18 protein-coding genes are annotated in these 17,091 nt (G+C 71.8%); 6 read left to right on the top strand and 12 right to left on the bottom strand.

Annotated elements, in window-relative coordinates; genetic code table 11:
- The first annotated feature begins 73 nt into the window (after positions 1-73).
- A complete protein-coding gene (locus ACIPPM_RS25110; RefSeq protein ID WP_401451711.1) occupies positions 74-559 on the top strand; it encodes a hypothetical protein in 486 nt (161 codons plus the stop codon).
- A gap of 390 nt (positions 560-949) precedes the next feature.
- Positions 950-1,681 carry an NDP-sugar synthase gene (locus tag ACIPPM_RS25105; protein WP_393594736.1) on the top strand — a complete coding sequence of 244 codons (732 nt, stop codon included), beginning with the start codon at positions 950-952 and terminating at the stop codon, positions 1,679-1,681.
- Positions 1,682-1,744: 63 nt separating this feature from the next.
- Here ACIPPM_RS25105 and ACIPPM_RS25100 read toward each other — a convergent pair whose 3' ends face one another.
- The 7 genes from ACIPPM_RS25100 to ACIPPM_RS25070 all read right to left on the bottom strand — a co-directional run bounded on the left by ACIPPM_RS25100 (position 1,745) and on the right by ACIPPM_RS25070 (position 8,615).
- Positions 1,745-3,481 (bottom strand): DoxX family protein, encoded by a 1,737-nt coding sequence (locus tag ACIPPM_RS25100; RefSeq protein ID WP_401451709.1) that lies wholly within the window; start codon positions 3,479-3,481, stop codon positions 1,745-1,747.
- A 128-nt stretch (positions 3,482-3,609) separates the two neighbouring features.
- Positions 3,610-4,548: a 23S rRNA (guanosine(2251)-2'-O)-methyltransferase RlmB gene (rlmB, locus tag ACIPPM_RS25095; RefSeq protein ID WP_393594732.1), complete on the bottom strand. Its 939-nt coding sequence runs from the start codon at positions 4,546-4,548 to the stop codon at positions 3,610-3,612.
- Between the two features lie 96 nt (positions 4,549-4,644).
- Positions 4,645-6,048 carry a cysteine--tRNA ligase gene (gene cysS / locus ACIPPM_RS25090; protein WP_401451707.1) on the bottom strand — a complete coding sequence of 468 codons (1,404 nt, stop codon included), beginning with the start codon at positions 6,046-6,048 and terminating at the stop codon, positions 4,645-4,647.
- 58 nt (positions 6,049-6,106) lie between these two features.
- Positions 6,107-6,511 carry a PPOX class F420-dependent oxidoreductase gene (locus ACIPPM_RS25085; RefSeq protein ID WP_401451705.1) on the bottom strand — a complete coding sequence of 135 codons (405 nt, stop codon included), beginning with the start codon at positions 6,509-6,511 and terminating at the stop codon, positions 6,107-6,109.
- Positions 6,512-6,560: 49 nt separating this feature from the next.
- Entirely contained in the window at positions 6,561-7,085 is a 525-nt protein-coding gene (gene ispF, locus ACIPPM_RS25080) for a 2-C-methyl-D-erythritol 2,4-cyclodiphosphate synthase (protein WP_401451702.1), read from the bottom strand.
- The gene (ispD, locus tag ACIPPM_RS25075; protein WP_401451700.1) at positions 7,075-7,839 is read right to left on the bottom strand and encodes a 2-C-methyl-D-erythritol 4-phosphate cytidylyltransferase; all 765 of its coding nucleotides are present in this window, start codon (positions 7,837-7,839) and stop codon (positions 7,075-7,077) included. The genes ispF and ispD overlap by 11 nt, the downstream gene beginning before the upstream one ends.
- 293 nt (positions 7,840-8,132) lie before the next feature.
- Positions 8,133-8,615 (bottom strand): CarD family transcriptional regulator, encoded by a 483-nt coding sequence (locus tag ACIPPM_RS25070; protein WP_050374646.1) that lies wholly within the window; start codon positions 8,613-8,615, stop codon positions 8,133-8,135.
- 625 nt (positions 8,616-9,240) lie between these two features.
- Here ACIPPM_RS25070 and ACIPPM_RS25065 point away from each other — a divergent pair.
- Positions 9,241-9,909, top strand: coding sequence for a DUF461 domain-containing protein (locus ACIPPM_RS25065; protein WP_401451697.1), 669 nt, complete (start codon positions 9,241-9,243; stop codon positions 9,907-9,909).
- Between the two features lie 78 nt (positions 9,910-9,987).
- Here the strand turns inward: ACIPPM_RS25065 and ACIPPM_RS25060 are convergent, their stop codons facing one another.
- Both ACIPPM_RS25060 and ACIPPM_RS25055 read right to left on the bottom strand, forming a co-directional pair.
- Positions 9,988-10,668 (bottom strand): response regulator transcription factor, encoded by a 681-nt coding sequence (locus tag ACIPPM_RS25060; RefSeq protein ID WP_031183999.1) that lies wholly within the window; start codon positions 10,666-10,668, stop codon positions 9,988-9,990.
- Complete coding sequence (locus tag ACIPPM_RS25055; protein ID WP_393594719.1) at positions 10,665-11,936, bottom strand: sensor histidine kinase; 1,272 nt, start codon at positions 11,934-11,936, stop codon at positions 10,665-10,667. Before ACIPPM_RS25055 ends, ACIPPM_RS25060 begins: the two co-directional genes overlap by 4 nt.
- Before the next feature lie 208 nt (positions 11,937-12,144).
- Here ACIPPM_RS25055 and phoU point away from each other — a divergent pair, with 208 nt between their 5' ends.
- Together phoU and ACIPPM_RS25045 are read left to right on the top strand one after the other, a co-directional pair.
- Positions 12,145-12,828, top strand: a complete 684-nt coding sequence (gene phoU, locus ACIPPM_RS25050) for a phosphate signaling complex protein PhoU (RefSeq protein ID WP_393605832.1) — start codon at positions 12,145-12,147, stop codon at positions 12,826-12,828.
- Positions 12,829-13,025: 197 nt separating this feature from the next.
- Positions 13,026-13,181, top strand: a complete 156-nt coding sequence (locus ACIPPM_RS25045) for a hypothetical protein (RefSeq protein ID WP_389005227.1) — start codon at positions 13,026-13,028, stop codon at positions 13,179-13,181.
- A gap of 18 nt (positions 13,182-13,199) precedes the next feature.
- Here ACIPPM_RS25045 and ACIPPM_RS25040 read toward each other — a convergent pair whose 3' ends face one another.
- Together ACIPPM_RS25040 and ACIPPM_RS25035 are read right to left on the bottom strand one after the other, a co-directional pair.
- Complete coding sequence (locus ACIPPM_RS25040; protein WP_401451693.1) at positions 13,200-13,661, bottom strand: hypothetical protein; 462 nt, start codon at positions 13,659-13,661, stop codon at positions 13,200-13,202.
- A 59-nt stretch (positions 13,662-13,720) separates the two neighbouring features.
- Positions 13,721-14,911, bottom strand: a complete 1,191-nt coding sequence (locus tag ACIPPM_RS25035) for a low temperature requirement protein A (RefSeq protein WP_401451691.1) — start codon at positions 14,909-14,911, stop codon at positions 13,721-13,723.
- A gap of 129 nt (positions 14,912-15,040) precedes the next feature.
- On the opposite strand from ACIPPM_RS25035, the gene ACIPPM_RS25030 reads away from it, so the two are divergent.
- Positions 15,041-15,535 carry a YfbM family protein gene (locus ACIPPM_RS25030; RefSeq protein WP_401451689.1) on the top strand — a complete coding sequence of 165 codons (495 nt, stop codon included), beginning with the start codon at positions 15,041-15,043 and terminating at the stop codon, positions 15,533-15,535.
- A gap of 764 nt (positions 15,536-16,299) precedes the next feature.
- On the opposite strand, the gene ACIPPM_RS25025 is transcribed toward ACIPPM_RS25030, so the two are convergent.
- Positions 16,300-17,061: a phosphoglyceromutase gene (locus ACIPPM_RS25025; RefSeq protein WP_401451687.1), complete on the bottom strand. Its 762-nt coding sequence runs from the start codon at positions 17,059-17,061 to the stop codon at positions 16,300-16,302.
- Positions 17,062-17,091: the final 30 nt, after the last annotated feature.

Below are 17,091 nucleotides of genomic sequence, written 5' to 3'. Positions count from 1 at the left end.
AGCCGCACGACTTCATCCCCCGTAAGGGTGACTAAATGTCGCCAAATCATCACCGGGCGCTACCCTCACTCGCGTGACGCACTCCACCACCCCTCAGACGCGACGCGGCCACCGGGGCGGCCCTGCCCGCCGGATCGGCCGCACTCTCGCCCTCGTCCTGCCCGTCGTCCTGGTGCTCTCCGGAACCCTCGCGGTCACCCGGGTCAACTGGTCCGGGGACTCCGAAGGCTCGGTGCTCACCGCCTCGGACGTCGCCCCGGCCCAGGCCCCCGCCAAGGCCGGTACCGCCCGTACGGTCACCGCCAAGAAGGCGGCGCCCCAGGACGTCCTGCGCGACCGGCTGCTGACCGAGCTTCAGGACAAGAACCCCGGCGTGGTCCTCACCCACCTCCAGCAGGCGGTCAACGGCCACCCGGCGCTCGCCGAGCACTGCACCTCGATCGCCCGCACCCTGGGCCGCGCCGCGGTCCGCCTCTACGGCGCCTCCCGCGCCCAGTCCTACGCCCGCCCGGTGTGCGACACGTCCTTCGCTACGGGCGTGCTGGCGGCACATAGTTGATCGGTATGTGGCCGGTGGGCACGTGGCGGGTCGGCACATGGCGGGTCGGCACATGGGGGCTCAGCACGTAGCTGGTCGGCACATGGCTCGCCCGCACATGGGTCGACCCCACACATGGCCGACCAGCACACGGCTGGTCGGCACACGGCTGCCACGCACATAGGTGACTGCCACATAGCCGACCGGCACGTAGCCGCCCACCACACAGGCTGCCCACACATGGGCTGCTCGCCCGCCCTGCCCGCACACGGGCTGCCAGCACGTGGCTCGCCCGCACATGTACGGCCGCCACACAGCCGCCCCACCCACAGCCCACCGCACCACCCGCGCGAGCGCAGGCGGCCTGTCGTGCCCCTGGCGTCGGCCGGGGCGCCACGTACAGTTCGGGGCATGACCCATCCGAACGTCGCGTCGCGCCCCACTCAAGCCGTCGTCCTGGCCGGTGGCCAGGGTTCCCGGCTGCGTCCCTACACGGACGACCGGCCCAAGCCGATGGTCGAGATCCCCGGCACGGGCACCCCGATCATCGGCCACCAGCTGAACTGGCTGGCCGAAGAGGGCGTCACCGACGTGGTGGTCTCCTGCGGCCATCTCGCCGAGGTTCTCGAGAAGTGGCTGGCCACGGCCGATCTGCCGCTGTCCGTCACCACCGTCGTGGAGACCGAGCCGCTCGGCCGCGGCGGCGGCCTGAAGTACGCCGCCGCGCGTCTCCCCCGCCCCGACCGGCCCTGGTACGCCACCAACGGCGACATCTGGACCCGTTTCTCCCTGCGGGACATGGCCGACTTCCACACCGAGCGGGACGCGGTCGCCACCCTCGCGCTGGCCCGGCCGCGCATCCCGTGGGGCGCCGTGCGCACGGACGGCTTCGGGCACATCACCGACTTCATCGAGGCCCCGCCGTCCACCGTCGAGATCAACGCCGGTGTGTACGTCTTCTCCCCCGAGTTCCGCGACCTGCTGCCCGACCGGGGCGACCACGAGCGCGCCACGTTCCCCCGCCTGGCCCGTGAGCGCAAGCTCGCCGGGTTCCCGCTGCCGCAGGGCTCCTACTGGCGGGCCATCGACACCGTCAAGGACCTCACCGAGGCCGCCAAGGAACTGGACGCCGACCGCGCCTGACGAGCACACGCCGAAGGGCCCCGTACCTCACCGCGAGGTACGGGGCCCTTGGCGTGGGGCGGGTCAGTTGTTGCCGAACAGGCCGCCCACCAGGCCGGGCTGGCCGGTGGAGGCGCCACCCGACTCGGTACCGCCGCCGGACTCGGTGCCGCCGCCCGAGGTGCCCGAGCCGGTGCCGCCCGTCGCGGTCCCGCCCGCGCTGGTCGGGCCCGCCGTGGTGCTGGGGGCGCCGCCGCCACCCGTGGTCGGGGCGGTCCGCTGCGGCGGGGCCTGGCCCGTGGTGCCCTGGGTCTGGCTGGGCGCGGCCGGAGCCGTACCGGCCGTGCGGCCCGCGCCCGGGGTGCCCGCCGCGCCGGACGGGCTCGCCCCGGCCGAGGCGCTGCCCGTGGGCGAGCTGGACGCGGACGGGCTGGCCTGCCTGCGCGGGGCACCGGGCTCCGAGGGCAGCGGCGAGCCCGGCTGGTTGTTGCGCGGCGCCTCACCGGGACCGGGCACGACCACCCGGCTCGAGTCGCGTACCGCACCGCCGAGCAGCGAGCCGACGAGCAGGGTCAGACCGACCGTGATGCCCGTGATCAGCGCGCCCCGGCGCAGTACGTACCGGCGCAGGTCCCACAGCGCGGCGCGCGGGCCGAGGACGCGCCAGGCGCTGCCCGCGAGCCTGCCGTCCACGGAGTAGACCGGGGCGCCCGCGATGACCAGCGGGGACCAGGCGGCCAGGTAGATGATGTCGGGCGCGTCGTAGGCCGGGACCGTCTTCCAGCTGACGGTGACGATGAGCGCGGCCGAGAGCAGCGCGCCCACCGCGGCGGCGACCCGCTGCCAGCAGCCGAGGATGGTCAGCACGCCGACCAGGACCTGGAGGAAGGCGATGACCAGCCCGGAGCCCACCGGGTGGTGCAGCGCGAACTGGCGCAGCGGCTCGGCCACGTCCCACGGGTGCAGGGTGTTGAGCCACTTGACCATCGAGCCGCGCTCGCCGCCGTCGAAGTAGACGGGGTCGCACAGCTTGCCCATCCCCGCGTAGGCGGAGATGAAGCCGAGGAAGACGCGCAGCGGGAGCAGGACGACGCCGAGGTTCATCCGGCGGCCGGGGTAGTACGCGTGCCGCGCCAGGTCGTCGCCGTGGCGCCGGGCGGCCCGGCCGCCGGCGGGCCGGACGGGCGGCTCGTCGGGGTCGAACTCGTCGTCCGCGTACGGCGATTCGCTGTGACCCGCACCCCCGTACGACGCGTCGCCGTACGACGCGTCACCGTACGACGGCTCGTCGTAGGCGCTGCCGACGGGGCGCATGTGCGGCAGCAGCCGGGTGCCGCCGTCGGGGCCGGTGCGCTGGGGGCCGAGGACCGGGGTCTCGACGGTCGCGTCGAGCCGGTCGTAGGCGTCCGCGTAGCCGGTGTGGTCCGGGTCGAGGCGCGGGATGACCTGGGTGGCGCCCGCCGGTTCGTCGGGGTGGCGGACGCTGCTGCCCCGGACGGCCTGGAGCAGACGGTGGGTGCCGGTGTCGTCGGGCGCGGACCGGCCGCTCCAGACGACCGGACGGCGCCGACCCGTGGCCGCGCCCGCCGTGCCCGCGGCGGACATGCGGGAGGTGTCCTGGGCGGCGCTCAGATGCCGGGCGATTCTCGGGGATTGGGCGCGCCTGCCCGCCGACCCCAGCTGCACGCGGAAGCTGGCGTGATTGACGATGACCTGCGCCGGATCGCTCGGCACCTTCACCATGCTCAGCGCGGGAACCTCGTCGAAGCCCGACGAGCGGTCACCCGTGGGCGTGCGGGGTGTTCTGGTGTCCACACTCATCTAACCGAGTGACGCCGAGTTAGGACACTGCTTTGACCGGCCCGATGTGTCCGGGCCGCGTCAAAGTCGTCGTGAACGCCGGGCTCCCCCCGGAATTACCGCATCCGGGGGAAGTGCCGAACGGCCGTTCAGGAGCGGCGGCGGGACGCCTCGTACAGCACCACACCGGCCGCGACACCGGCGTTGAGGGACTCCGCGCCACCTGGCATGGGGATGCGCACCCGGTGGTCGCAGGTCTCGCCGACCAGCCGGGAGAGGCCCTTGCCCTCGCTGCCGACCACGACGACGACCGGGCCGGACAGCGCCGCCAGGTCGCCCACCTCGGCCTCGCCGTCGGCGGCCAGGCCGACCACGGTGATCCCGGCCTTCTTGTACTGCTCCAGGGTCCGGGTGAGGTTGGTGGCCCGGGCGACCGGCGTACGCGCGGCCGCACCGGCCGACGACTTCCAGGCACCGGCGCTCATCCCGGCCGAGCGGCGCTCGGGCACGACCACGCCGTGCCCGCCGAAGGCGGAGACCGAGCGGACGACGGCGCCGAGGTTGCGCGGGTCGGTGACGCCGTCGAGGGCGACGATCAGCGGGTCCTCGCCCTTGTCGTAGGCGGCCGCGGCCAGGTCCTCGGGGTGCGCGTACTCGTACGGCGGGACCTGGAGGACGAGGCCCTGGTGGTTCAGGCCGTTCGTCATGCGGTCCAGCTCGGGGCGCGGGGCCTCCATGAGGTGGATGTTGCCGCGCTCGGCGGCGAGCTGCAGGGCCTCGCGGACGCGCTCGTCGTTGTCGATGAACTGCTGGACGTAGAGCATGGTGGCGGGCACGCCGTCGCGCAGTGCCTCGTACACCGGGTTGCGGCCGACGACCAGCTCGGAGGTGGAGCGGCCGGCGCCCTTGCGCGGCTGGGGGCGGCCCTGGGCGCGGCGGACCTTGGCGGCGGCGGCGCGCTGCTTGGCGTGGCCCTTGCGCGCCTCGGCGGGAGGCGTGGGGCCCTTGCCCTCCAGGCCACGGCGCCGCTGGCCGCCGCTGCCGATCTGGGCACCCTTCTTGCCGGACATGCGGCGGTTGTTCGCCATGAGTTACCCGTCTCCGTGAGCGTTCGTACGTATGTATGCAGTGTGCCGCCCGGATGGCCGGGCGGCACATTCGATCAAGCCCGCCGTGGGCCGGGCCTAGCGCGGGCCGATGCTCCAGCGCGGGCCCTGCGGGCTGTCCTCGACGACCAGGCCGGACTGTCCGAGCTGGTCGCGGATGGCGTCGGCGGTGGCCCAGTCCTTGCGGCCGCGGGCGGACTCGCGCTGCTCCAGGACGAGCCGGACCAGGCTGTCCACCACACCGTGGAGGTCTTCGCCGCGCTCGCCGCCCTCACCGGCCCACTGGGGGTCCAGCGGGTCGAGACCGAGGACGCCGAGCATGGCGCGGACCTCGGCGAGGCGGGCGACGGCCGCTTCCTTGTCGTCGGCGGCCAGCGCGCTGTTGCCCTGCCGGACGGTGGTGTGCACGACGGCGAGGGCCTGCGGCACGCCCAGGTCGTCGTCCATCGCCTCGGCGAAGGCGGGCGGCACCTCGGCGGCCGGTTCGACCTCGCCGCCGGCCTTCTCCAGCGCGCGCTGGATGAAGCCCTCGATGCGCGCGAACGCGATCTCGGCCTCCCGCAGCGCCTCCTCGCTGTACTCGATCATCGAGCGGTAGTGCGGGGTGCCGAGGTAGTAGCGCAGGACGATGGGACGCCACTGCTTGACCATCTCGGAGACCAGCACGCTGTTGCCGAGCGACTTGGACATCTTGTCGCCCGCCATGGTCACCCAGGCGTTGTGCACCCAGTACCGGGCGAAGTCGTCGCCGAACGCCTTGGCCTGGGCGATCTCGTTCTCGTGGTGCGGGAAGATCAGGTCCAGCCCGCCGCCGTGGATGTCGAAGACGTCGCCGAGGTACTTGTGCGCCATGGCCGAGCACTCCAGGTGCCAGCCGGGGCGGCCGGGTCCCCAGGGCGTCGGCCAGCTCGGCTCGCCCGGCTTGACCGACTTCCACATGGCGAAGTCCCGCGGGTCCCGCTTGCCGGTCTCGCCCTCGCCGGACGGCTGGAGCAGATTGTCCAGCTCCTGCCGGGACAGCTCCAGGTAGTCGCCCCAGGAGCGCACGTCGAAGTAGACGTTGCCGTCGGCCTCGTAGGCGTGGCCGCGCTCGATGAGGCCCTGCATCATCTCGATCATCTCGGTGATGTGGCCGGTGGCGCGGGGCTCGTAGGTGGGCGGGAGGCAGCCGAGGGCGTCGTAGGCGTCGTTGAACGCCCGCTCGTTCTCGTACCCGATGGCCCACCAGGGGCGCTTCTGCTCGTGCGACTTGGCGATGATCTTGTCGTCGATGTCCGTGACGTTGCGGATGAACGTCACGTCGTAGCCGCGGTACGCGAACCAGCGGCGCATGATGTCGAAGTTCAGGCCCGAGCGGATGTGCCCGATGTGCGGTGCGGCCTGCACGGTGGCGCCACACAGGTAGATCGAGACACAGCCCGGCTGGGCCGGGGTGAAGTCGCGGATCTGCCGGGCGCTGGTGTCGTACAGGCGAATGGTCACGCCACCAGGGTAGTGGGCGCATTGCGATGCAATGCGCCCGGACGGCAAAACGGCCCTCTCAGAGGCTGCCGACCACCTTGCGCGGGGTGATGCGGACGACGACACGCTCGGCGTCGTCGGCGGAGGCCGGGTTGAACTCGGCGTACTTCTTGCCGGTGTACTTCAGGGACAGCTCGTCGATGAGTGCCTGGCCGCCCTCGGTGGTCAGCTCGGCGGTGCCGCGGATCTCGGCGTACTCGTAGGGGTTCTCCGGGTCCATGACGACGACGGTGACCCGCGGGTCGCGCTTGAGGTTCCGCTCCTTGCGCCGGTCGACCGTGGTGGAGAAGAGGACGTCGTCCCCGTCGCGCTTCACCCACACCGGCGACATCTGCGGGCTGCCGTCGGGCTGGACGGTGCCGACCACGATGAACACGCGTGTGTCCAGCAGGGACTTGAGCCGGTCGGACAGGGCAGCGGACATGAAGATCCTCCTCGATCGACGGTGGCTGTGCGGGTACCCTCGCACGCCCCTACGACACGCGCACCACGAGCGCCGTGGCGATGGCCATCAGCCCCTCGCCGCGGCCGGGGAAGCCGAGCCCGTCGGTGGTCGCGCCGGACACGGAGACCGGGGCTCCGGCGGCGGCGCCGAGGATCTGCTGCGCCTCGTCCCGCCGCTTGCCGATCTTCGGGCGGGGGCCGACGACCTGTACGGCGACGTTGCCGATGGCGAAGCCCGCCTCCCGCACGATCCGGGCGGCCTCGGTGAGCAGGGTGACCCCGGAGGCGCCGGTCCACTCGGGCCGGCCGGTGCCGAAGTGCTGTCCGAGGTCACCGAGCCCGGCGGCGGAGAACAGCGCGTTGCAGGCGGCGTGCGCGACCACGTCGGCGTCGGAGTGCCCGGCGAGTCCCGGCCCGGAGTCCTCCCACTTGAGCCCGGCGCACCACAGCTCGCGGCCGTCCTCGAAAGCGTGGATGTCGGTGCCGATGCCGACCTGGGGCAGCACGGGGATCTCCCGGGCGGGGGTCTCCTGGGCGGGGGTCTCAGAAGCCATCGTTGAGCCTCCTGCGGGTGAGGACCGCCTCCGCGAGGACGAGGTCCAGCGGCCGGGTCACCTTGAACGCCTCCTCGTGGCCGGGCACGGTCACGACCCGCGCGCCGAGCCGCTCGACCATGCTCGCGTCGTCGGTGACGTCCTCGGTGACGGTGTCGTGGGCGCGGATCAGGGTCGCGCGGTCGAAACCCTGCGGGGTCTGCACGGCGCGCAGCCGGGCCCGCTCGGGCGTGCCGAGCACCGGCTCGGGCTCGCCGGGGGTGCCCGCGGGCTCGACCTCCTTGACCGTGTCGGCCAGCGGCAGCGCCGGGACCACGGCCGGGGCGCCGTCGCGCACCGCCTCGACGACCGTGTCCACGGTGTCGACGGGGACGAGGGGGCGGGCGGCGTCGTGCACGAGGACGATGTCGTAGGCGGGGGGCAGGGCGTCCAGGCCCAGGCGGACCGACTCCTGGCGGCTCTCCCCGCCGGGCACGACCAGGAAGTCCGTGCGGTCGGGGAGCGCGTGCGCGTCCAGCAGCGACTTGACCTCGGCGGCGCCCTCCGGCGGGGCGACGACGACCACCAGGGAGACGTGCCGGGAGGCGGCCAGGGCGCGGATCGCGTGGATCAGCATGGGCGTGCCGTTCAGCGCGCGGAGCGCCTTGGGGGCGCCCGGACCGAGGCGTACGCCCCGGCCGGCGGCGGGGATCACGGCGGCGACACGGCTGTCCTGGCGCGGCTCGGCGGGCGCGGGACGCGATTCGTCAGACATCGGTTCCTGTCAGGTTTGTGTGCTCGGGCCCGGTGGGTATGGCCTGGAGGAGCCCCTGGGCGCGACGTCTTGACCGGACCCTTTCCGTGACCGCGGTCGAGTCGTCAGCCCCGGAGCGGGGTCGCGGGACGAAGAAAAATGCATCGAGTGCATCGAGCCGCGCGGGGTAGGCGCGGCGGGCAGGGGGGACGAATATGCCGCAGCGCCCGGCGACAGGGTGAGTGTCATCGGGCACCACGGCATTTTGCTGCGCTGGACCTGAAAGCGGGCGCGGCACGCCGCCCACCAGGCGTCTAGGAGGCGAGTACCTCGTCCAGCAGCGCCTCGGCCTTGTCCTCGTTGGTGTTCTCCGCGAGGGCCAGCTCGCTCACCAGGATCTGGCGGGCCTTGGCGAGCATGCGCTTCTCACCGGCGGAGAGTCCGCGCTCGCGCTCACGACGCCACAGGTCACGCACGACTTCCGCGACCTTGATGACATCGCCGGAGGCGAGCTTCTCCAGATTTGCCTTGTAGCGGCGCGACCAGTTCGTGGGCTCCTCGGCGTACGGCGCGCGCAGCACCTCGAAGACCCGCTCCAGCCCGTCCTGACCGACCACATCACGCACGCCGACGAACTCCGCATTGTCCGCTGGCACACGTACCGTCAGGTCGCCCTGGGCGACCTTCAGCACCAAGTAGGTCTTGTCCACGCCTTTGATCTGACGAGTTTCGATAGCCTCGATCAGCGCGGCCCCGTGATGGGGATAGACCACGGTGTCGCCAACCTTGAACGTCATGTGACAGGTACCCCTTCCGTGGCTATCCAGGGTAACACGGATACGGCGTCTTCTGAATGGCGTTTTCGCAGGTCAGAGCATATCTCGGGGCTTGACAACAGCGACACGAACGTGCTGCGGACCACCTGCGGAACCGGGAATTCGCAGGTGGGAGCGGCTCTGCGTGCAGAGTGAAACAGGTGCGTCACACGCGCCGGAGAGCCGCTCCGATCTGCCGAATGTACCGGTTTGCCCGCTTCCAAGCGTACGACTTCCGCTCCCCTGTTCGATGACCGGAGTCGGGTACGAGACGAATCCGGAATTGATCACGCCACCCGGCGGTGATCAATTCCGGACACGCGCGCATTCCTTCACAGAAATGTCGGCCGGAGTGTCGCGGTGTGTCGCCGGGATGCCGTCAACGGCGTCACGGGTGATTTTCCGAATGGCGGACGCGCGTTCCGGCAAAGCGCCCCGGCGGTGATCGGCGGCCGCCCGACGTACCCCCAGCAGGACGGAAGCCGCACGCCAGGGGAGGGTCGGGTGCGGCGCCGCGCGAACGGCTCGGTAGCCTGAGAGCGCTGACACATCCTTAAGGTGGCTTTACAACACAAGCCGCCCCTGCGTTCAAGGAGTTGCCGCCGCCGTGAGCAGCAGCCTTCGACGCGGCGCCCTCGCCGCCTCCGTCCTCGCTTTCTCGATCGCCTCGCTCGCCGCCTGCGGCGCCGGAAACAACGCCCAGACCCTGGAGATCAGGCCGGACAACGCGGCGACCAGCGTCGGGGCCATCAAGGTCCAGAACGCCCTGGTCATCACCCAGCCCGACGCCAAGGCCAACGGCCCGGCCGCCGTCGCCGCCACGCTGTTCAACGACGGCTCGACCGACCAGACGCTCCAGTCGATCGCCGTCGCGGGCAGCAACGAGAAGGTCGAGCTGAAGCCCGCCAAGGGCCAGCAGCTCACCGTCCCGGCGCACGGCCGTCTCGTCATCGGCGGCAAGGACAACGCCTCCGCCGTCCTGGCCAGCGGCCGCGAGTCGGTCCAGAACGGCAACGCGCAGAAGGTCACCTTCACCTTCAGCAAGACCGGCGCGGTGAGCCTGCGCGCCTTCGTCGTCCCGGCGACCAGCTTCTTCAGCGGCTGGGGCCCGAGCGACGTGCCGTCCGCGCCGGCCGCCGCCACCTCCTCGCCGTCGGGCAGCCCGTCCGCGGGCGACAAGCCCGCGGGCGACAAGGCGAGCGCCCCCGCGTCGGCCTCGGCGCCCGCCGCCCAGCCGAGCGACTCCGCGTCGCAGTCGGCGGCCGCGGGCAACTGAGCACGCCCCGGACATGAGTGAGGGTGGCACCCCGGGCCGGGGTGCCACCCTCACTCACGTTCCGACCGCCCTGGCGGCCTACGGCTCGAACTTGTAGCCCAGCCCGCGCACCGTCACCAGATAGCGCGGCGCGCCCGGGTCGGGCTCGATCTTGGCGCGCAGCCGCTTCACATGGACGTCGAGGGTCTTGGTGTCCCCCACGTAGTCGGCGCCCCACACCCGGTCGATGAGCTGCATGCGGGTCAGCACCCGGCCCGCGTTGCGCAGCAGCATCTCCAGCAGGTCGAACTCCTTCAGCGGCAGGTCGACCTTGGCCCCGGACACCGTCACCACATGGCGGTCGACGTCCATCCGGACCGGGCCCGCCTCCAGCGCGGCCGGGGTGACCTCCTCCGGCTCGCCGCGCCTGCGCAGCACGGCCCGGATACGGGCGACCAGCTCGCGCGAGGAGAAGGGCTTGGTCACGTAGTCGTCGGCCCCTATCTCCAGGCCGACGACCTTGTCGATCTCGCTGTCCTTGGCGGTCACCATGATCACCGGGACGTTGGAGCGGCCGCGCAACTGGCGGCACACCTCGGTGCCGGGCAGCCCCGGCAGCATCAGGTCGAGCAGGACCAGGTCGGCGCCGTTGCGCTCGAACTCGTCCAGGCCGTCGGGGCCGGTCGCGGCCACGGCGACCTCGAAGCCCTCCTTGCGCAGCATGTACGACAGGGCGTCGGAGAAGGACTCCTCGTCCTCGACGACGAGCACTCGGGTCACGGAAGGACCTCCGGGGAGGGAAGCGGAGCGTACGGGGACTGATCGGCGGGCCCGGGCTCGTCGTCGAGTTCCGGGTGCCTGGCCGCGCGGTCGCGGGCGACGCCCGCCTCCGGCAGCCGCAGGGTGAAGGTGGAGCCCTGGCCCTCGGCGCTCCAGACCGTGACCTCGCCGCCGTGCGAGGCGACCACGTGCTTGACGATGGCGAGGCCGAGGCCGGTGCCGCCGGTGGCGCGCGAGCGGGCGGGGTCGACGCGGTAGAAGCGCTCGAAGATGCGCTCCTTGTCCTTGTCGGAGATGCCGATGCCCTGGTCGGTGACGGCGAGTTCGATCAGGTCGCCGCCGGGGGCGGAGACCCGGCGCGCGGAGATGCCGACGCGGGTGTGGGCCGGGGAGTAGTTGACGGCGTTCTCGACCAGGTTGCCCAGGGCGGCGGCGAGCTGGCCGCGGTTGCCCCAGACGTGCAGCCCGGCCCGTACCGCGCCGGGCGGGTCCTGGATCGCGGTGGCCATGTTGATCTGCTTGGTGCCGGCCTGGTGGCGGCAGCGGTCGACGGCCTCGGCGACCAGCTCGTCCACGCGCACCGGCTCGGCGTCCTCCAGCGGGTCGTCGTTCTGCACCCGCGAGAGGTCGATCAGCTCCTGGACCAGGTTGGTCAGGCGGGTCGCCTCGATCTGCATCCGCCCGGCGAAGCGCTGCACGGCGTCGGGCTCGTCGGCGGCGTCCATGACTGCCTCGGAGAGCAGGGAGAGCGCTCCCACAGGGGTTTTCAGCTCGTGGCTCACATTGGCCACGAAGTCACGGCGTACCGCCTCGATGCGACGGGCCTCGGTCAGGTCCTCGACCAGCAGCAGCACCAGCCGGGAGCCGAGCGGGGCCACGCGCGCGGAGACGGCCAGGGCCTCGCCCCGGCCGGTGCCGCGCCGCGGCAGGTCCAGCTCGACCTGTCGTATCTCCCCGTCGCGCCGGGTGTCGCGCGCCATCTGGAGCATCGGTTCCACGGCGAGCTTGCCGCCCCGGACGAGGCCCAGGGCGTACGCGGCGGAGCTGGCCTTGACCACGGCGTCGGCCTCGTCGAGGACGACCGCGGAGGAGCGGAGCACCGACAGCACGGTGTCCACGCCGGGCGGGAGCACCGCGTCGGTGTGCAGGGAGGTGCGGGTGGGGCGCTTCTGGTCGCTCTCGCTCCAGCGGAACGCCAGCATGGCGATGACACCGGTGAGCACACCGGCGATCGCTGCCGCTGCGGCGACCGCCGCGTTCACGTCCATGGCTCAAGGTTAGGCATGACGTGCGGCCTGACCACAGCCGCCGTCGTGCGACCTCGGGCACTCGTCGCCCAGAGTTCACCTTCCATCCAGTGATGGTTCATTCGTGCGGGCGGAAACGGACGCGTACGGGACGGAACGTGGGAGCGTGGGGTTCGCACCGGCCACGGAATCCGGCCCCCCGAGGACACGTAGTAGGAGAGGGAACCTGATGCGGGACGCGTACCACGAGGAACTGGACTCGATCGGCGACGGTCTGGTGGAGATGGCCCGGCTGGTCGGCTCCGCCATCGGGCGCGCCACCACCGCCATCCTGGACGCCGACCTGAAGCTGGCCGAGAGCGTGATCGAGGCGGACCAGCGGGTCGACGAGCTCCAGCACGACCTGGAGGCCCGCGCGATAGCCCTGCTGGCGCGGCAGCAGCCGGTGGCGACGGACCTGCGCATCGTCGTCACCTCGCTGCGGATGTCGGCCGACCTGGAGCGGTCGGGCGACCTCGCCCAGCACGTCGCCAAGCTGACCCGGCTGCGGTTCCCCGAGCGCGCGGTCCCGCAGGACCTGCACGCGACGATCCTGGAGATGGGCCAGCTCGCGCAGCGCCTGATGGCGAAGGCGGCGGAGGTCATCATCACCAAGGACGTCGACCTCGCGCTCCAACTGGAGCAGGACGACGACGAGATGGACCTCCTCCACCGCACCCTCTTCCAGCACCTCATCGACGACCGCTGGAAGCACGGCATCGAGACGGCCGTCGACGTCACCCTGCTGGGCCGCTATTACGAGCGCTACGCGGACCACGCGGTGGCCGTCGCGAAGCGGGTCGTGTACCTGGTGACGGGCGAACACGCGGACGAGCTCCAGCAGCAGGAGGGCACGGGCACCTCCGGGGGCTGAGCCGGCTCGCGTCCGGCGCGAGTTGGCCGGGACCGGCCCAAGCCTTGCCTGGCCGGCGTTCATGCCATGGAGCATGCGCCCAGGGGGCTCGTGGTGGTGATTCGCGGCGTGCGGGCGCATCTGTGCGCCGTTGATGCGCCCGGTGGAGCGGGCATGAAATGGGCGGGGGCACCTGGCCCCCGTGTCGAGGAGGACCGATGCCCGAATCCCCGAGCACCACGCCCGACCCCACCCAGGACCGCGATACCGAACAGGCCGCCCGGCCCAGGAGCCTCCCGCTGGTGGCCGCCTGCGGCTGTGGCTCGGGCTGCGGCTGCGGCTGCCAGCAGGGCGCGCCCTGCCAGTGCGGCTGAGGACGACGGCGCCGCCGGTCAGCCGACGCCCGGCCGGTCCGCCTGTGCCGCCGCACCATGGCGCACGGTCAGTGACCACCGCACCGCCGACGGCGCGGTGATGGCCACGGTCCCGGCGCGGTCCGATCCCGTCACGGCCATCTCGTCGTGAATCGTGCTGTCCTTCCCGGCGGAACACTCCACCGGGAAGGACACGCGCACCGAGCGTATGACCACCTTCAGCGTCCCCTCGCCCCGGCATCGCACCTCGACGAGGAGCGCGTCCCCCTTCTTGCCCGTGCCGAACTCCCTGACCGCGCTCCCCGAGGTCAGGCTCGGGTCGTCGGGCGGCGGCATCTCGGCGGCTGACGTGTGCGGTGACGGCGCCGCACCGCGCGGCGCGGGCTTCCCCGTGTCGGAACGGTCCTGGGAGCAGGCGGCGATCGGCACGAGCAGCATCGCCGCTCCCAGCCCCACGATCACGCGGCGAATGGTGTCCACCGGCAACAGCGTGGCCCATCCGGCCCGCTCACGGCACCCCCCGGCCGAACCTGTCCGGATCAGGCGGTTCGTTCGGCGCGGCCCCGCGTGGCCGACCGCCCCGACACCACGACGACGGCCGCCACGAGCACCGACATCACGCACCCGGTGGCCAGTACCGGGCTCGGGGTGAAGGTGACCGCGAGGACAGCGAGGGCTCCCGCTGCCCAAATGCCGTCCAGGACACCGAACTTGGCGGCCCCTCGGTGCAACAGCCTTAGTACGGCGACGTACAGCGCGACCGGCACCGTGTAGGTGGCCGCGACCGCCAGCCTGCTCGGGTGCGCGTGGCCCGTGAGGTGGGCGATCTCGACGGCGAGTCCGGCGGCTACGGCCGCGGCGGAGGCGTAGACGACGTAGTGGCCGTAGCCCCAGCGGAGCGCCGTACCCAGGGAGTTGAGCTTCTCGGCCGCGCTCTGGGTGAAGTACAGCCACCACATGGCGAAGACGGTGAGGATGCCGCCGACCACGAGCGGGGCGATGTCGCCGAGGGAGACCTCGGTGTCGAGGGCGGCGCGGACGGTGGCGGTCGCGGCGGTGATGGACTCGCCGAGGACGATCAGGGTGAACAGGCCGTACCGCTCGGCGATGTGGTGCGGGTGCCAGGTGGTGCGTCCGGCGCGCTCCGCCCAGGCGGGGACGGCGAGTTCGGCGACGACGAGGACGAGGAACGACCACAGCCCGGCGCCGTCCGGCAGCCACAGCCGCGCGACCCAGCCGAGCTGGACGACGAGGATGCCGACCGCGTACCGCAGACACGTCCGCCGCCGCTCCGGGTCGTTGCGGGCGGCGCGCAGCCACTGGCTCACCATGGCCAGCCGCATCAGGACGTACCCGTAGGTGATGACCGTGAAGTCGTACTCCTCCAGCGCCTTCGACGCCCCCGCCGCCAGCACCAGCGCACCGGCGATCTGGAGGAGGGTGAGCAGGCGGTACGGCACGTCGTCGGTGTCGTAGGCCGAGGCGAACCACGTGAAGTTCATCCACGCCCACCAGATGGCGAAGAACACGAGCACGTACCCGAGCACTCCGTGCCCGACCTTCCCGGCCGCCAGCTCATGCTCGAAGGCCGCGGCGGTCTGGGCGACGGCGGTGACGAAACAGAGGTCGAAGAACAGCTCCAGGACGGTGGCGGTGCGGTGCCGTTCGGTGCTGGGGCGGGGGAGCATGGGGCGGTGCCAGGCGCTGCCGCTGGGCTGTGGGTGGTTCATGACATCCCGTCATCCGAGTACGCGGAGCCCTGCGGGGGCCTTGCCGGGCCCCATGCTGCCGCACACCGGCGCTCACACCACGTCAGCCTTGACGGTGGCCATGTCAGTGGCCCTGCCTACTCTTCCGCCATGAGCATCATCGGCGAGTACCTGCGGGTCACACCGGCCCAGCTCGCACGGGCCGTACAGGACCCCGAGTGGGCGCTGGAGCACGCGGACGAGGTCCGGGAAGCCGAAGACCAGCCGGAGAGCCCCTCGACGGCGAGCCGCCACTTCAGCACGTACAAGGCGTGGGACCTGATCCGCTTCCTGCTGGCCCGCACCGGCATGCCCGTGGACATCATCCACGGCGAGGAAACGTTCACCGAGGAGGACTGGGGGTACGGGCCCCCGCGATACCTGCACCCCGAGCATGTCCAGCTGGCGGCGCACACGCTCCGCGCCTTCTCCTATGACCAGCTCATCGAAGGTGTGAGCCCGGATGAGCTGACGCGGGCCGAGGTGTACCCCCTCGGGTGGGACGTGGGGATGCTCGGGTGGGGGCGCCATTGGTACGACGGCCTGACCCACTTCTTCGAGGCGGCCGCGACGGCGGGCGACGCGATGCTCGTATGGCTCGACTGACCTGTGCCAGTGCGAGTTGTCAGTGCCCGGGGCTAGGGTCACTCACGCGCGGTCGGCTTCCGGGGGTTCCAGCTCCGCAGGGAATGGTTGACATCCCCGGCCTGTACGGGGGCGGCCCGGAGAAGGTGTCCGGGACCCAACCGACGGTCGGGCTACGCCGATGGCCAAGCGGTGACCTGCCAGCGCCGGCCGCGCATCGTACTCGGAACCGGCGAAGAGGCCGCGGTGGTGATGACCGACGGGTGTTCTTGCTGGTGTGCGACGACTTGCCGTATGACGTTGTGCTCACCGACCCCGGCGCCCGTGTTCTGGACGTCGTTCAGGTCGTACGCCGGTTGACCGGCGTGAGCCTCTGACGCAGCAAGGTGCTGGTAACAGGTCCTGGGTGGTGAGCGCGATGCGTACTAAGCGCCGCGCCCGCCCAGCGCTCTCGGGTTGCCGTGGCAGCGTCTCGGTGTAGCCGGGGTGGCCGGTTCGGCGGGGGCGGGTGGTCGGTCGGGGCGTCGGGGGCTGCCTTCCCTGATCGGGTGAGCGGTCTGCGATCAGGTAAGCGGGGTCCTCGTTCGAGGGGAGTGGCCGCGAAGGGGGCCGAGGGAGGCCTGTCCCAGCGCGATCTGGCCACGCGTTCATGCGCCGTCTCCGGCATCACCACCCTGACCCGTCACGAGGTCTCCCACAGGGAGCGCGGGGACCGCATCCCGGATGCCCGTGAAAACGCCCCCGCCCCGCGCCGTACGCGCAGGTCGGGGGCGTGATCGCAAAACCTACTTCTTCTTGCCCTGGTTCTTCACAGCCTCGATCGCGGCCTTGGCCGCCTCCGGGTCGAGGTACTTGCCGCCGGGGGTGATCGGCTTGAAGTCGGCGTCGAGCTCGTAGTAGAGCGGGATGCCGGTCGGGATGTTGAGGCCCGCGATGTCCTCGTCCGAGATGCCGTCCAGGTGCTTGACCAGGGCGCGGAGGGAGTTGCCGTGGGCGGCGACCAGGACGGTGCGGCCGTCGAGGAGGTCGGGGACGATGTCGTCGTACCAGTAGGGGAGCATCCGCTCGACGACGTCCTTGAGGCACTCCGTCTGGGGACGGATCTCCGGCGGGAGGTCGGCGTAGCGGGCGTCGTCGAACTGGGAGTACTCCGCGTCGCGGGGGAGCGGCGGCGGCGGGGTGTCGTACGAGCGGCGCCAGAGCATGAACTGCTCCTCGCCGAACTCGGCCAGCGTCGCCGCCTTGTCCTTGCCCTGGAGGGCGCCGTAGTGGCGCTCGTTCAGGCGCCAGCTGCGCTCCACGGGAATCCAGAGGCGGTCCGCGGCCTCCAGCGAGAGCTGGGCCGTGCGGATCGCGCGCTTCTGGAGGGACGTGTGGACCACGTCGGGCAGGAGATCGGCGTCCTTCAGCAGCTCGCCACCGCGTACCGCCTCCTTCTCGCCCTTCTCGTTGAGGTTGACGTCCACCCAGCCGGTGAACAGGTTCTTCGCGTTCCACTCGCTCTCGCCGTGGCGGAGGAGGATCAGCTTGTACGGTGCGTCGGCCATGCCTCAGAGCGTAATCCACCCCTTCGGCAC

The organism is Streptomyces sp. NPDC090119, assembly GCF_044747085.1.
Lineage (GTDB): Bacteria > Actinomycetota > Actinomycetes > Streptomycetales > Streptomycetaceae > Streptomyces.
The sequence above is the reverse complement of the archived record's forward strand: the minus strand, read 5'-3'. Positions and strand labels throughout refer to the sequence as shown.

Bases quoted from the DNA above. Each gene is read 5' to 3' on its own strand.
- ACIPPM_RS25105 (WP_393594736.1), top strand. From the start codon at position 950: ATGACCCATCCGAACGTCGCGTCGCGCCCCACTCAAGCCGTCGTCCTG.
- ACIPPM_RS25100 (WP_401451709.1), bottom strand. From the start codon at position 3,481: ATGAGTGTGGACACCAGAACACCCCGCACGCCCACGGGTGACCGCTCG.
- rlmB (WP_393594732.1), bottom strand. From the start codon at position 4,548: ATGGCGAACAACCGCCGCATGTCCGGCAAGAAGGGTGCCCAGATCGGC.
- ACIPPM_RS25085 (WP_401451705.1), bottom strand. From the start codon at position 6,511: ATGTCCGCTGCCCTGTCCGACCGGCTCAAGTCCCTGCTGGACACACGC.
- ispF (WP_401451702.1), bottom strand. From the start codon at position 7,085: ATGGCTTCTGAGACCCCCGCCCAGGAGACCCCCGCCCGGGAGATCCCC.
- ispD (WP_401451700.1), bottom strand. From the start codon at position 7,839: ATGTCTGACGAATCGCGTCCCGCGCCCGCCGAGCCGCGCCAGGACAGC.
- ACIPPM_RS25070 (WP_050374646.1), bottom strand. From the start codon at position 8,615: ATGACGTTCAAGGTTGGCGACACCGTGGTCTATCCCCATCACGGGGCC.
- ACIPPM_RS25055 (WP_393594719.1), bottom strand. From the start codon at position 11,936: ATGGACGTGAACGCGGCGGTCGCCGCAGCGGCAGCGATCGCCGGTGTG.
- phoU (WP_393605832.1), top strand. From the start codon at position 12,145: ATGCGGGACGCGTACCACGAGGAACTGGACTCGATCGGCGACGGTCTG.
- ACIPPM_RS25045 (WP_389005227.1), top strand. From the start codon at position 13,026: ATGCCCGAATCCCCGAGCACCACGCCCGACCCCACCCAGGACCGCGAT.
- ACIPPM_RS25035 (WP_401451691.1), bottom strand. From the start codon at position 14,911: ATGAACCACCCACAGCCCAGCGGCAGCGCCTGGCACCGCCCCATGCTC.
- ACIPPM_RS25030 (WP_401451689.1), top strand. From the start codon at position 15,041: ATGAGCATCATCGGCGAGTACCTGCGGGTCACACCGGCCCAGCTCGCA.
- ACIPPM_RS25025 (WP_401451687.1), bottom strand. From the start codon at position 17,061: ATGGCCGACGCACCGTACAAGCTGATCCTCCTCCGCCACGGCGAGAGC.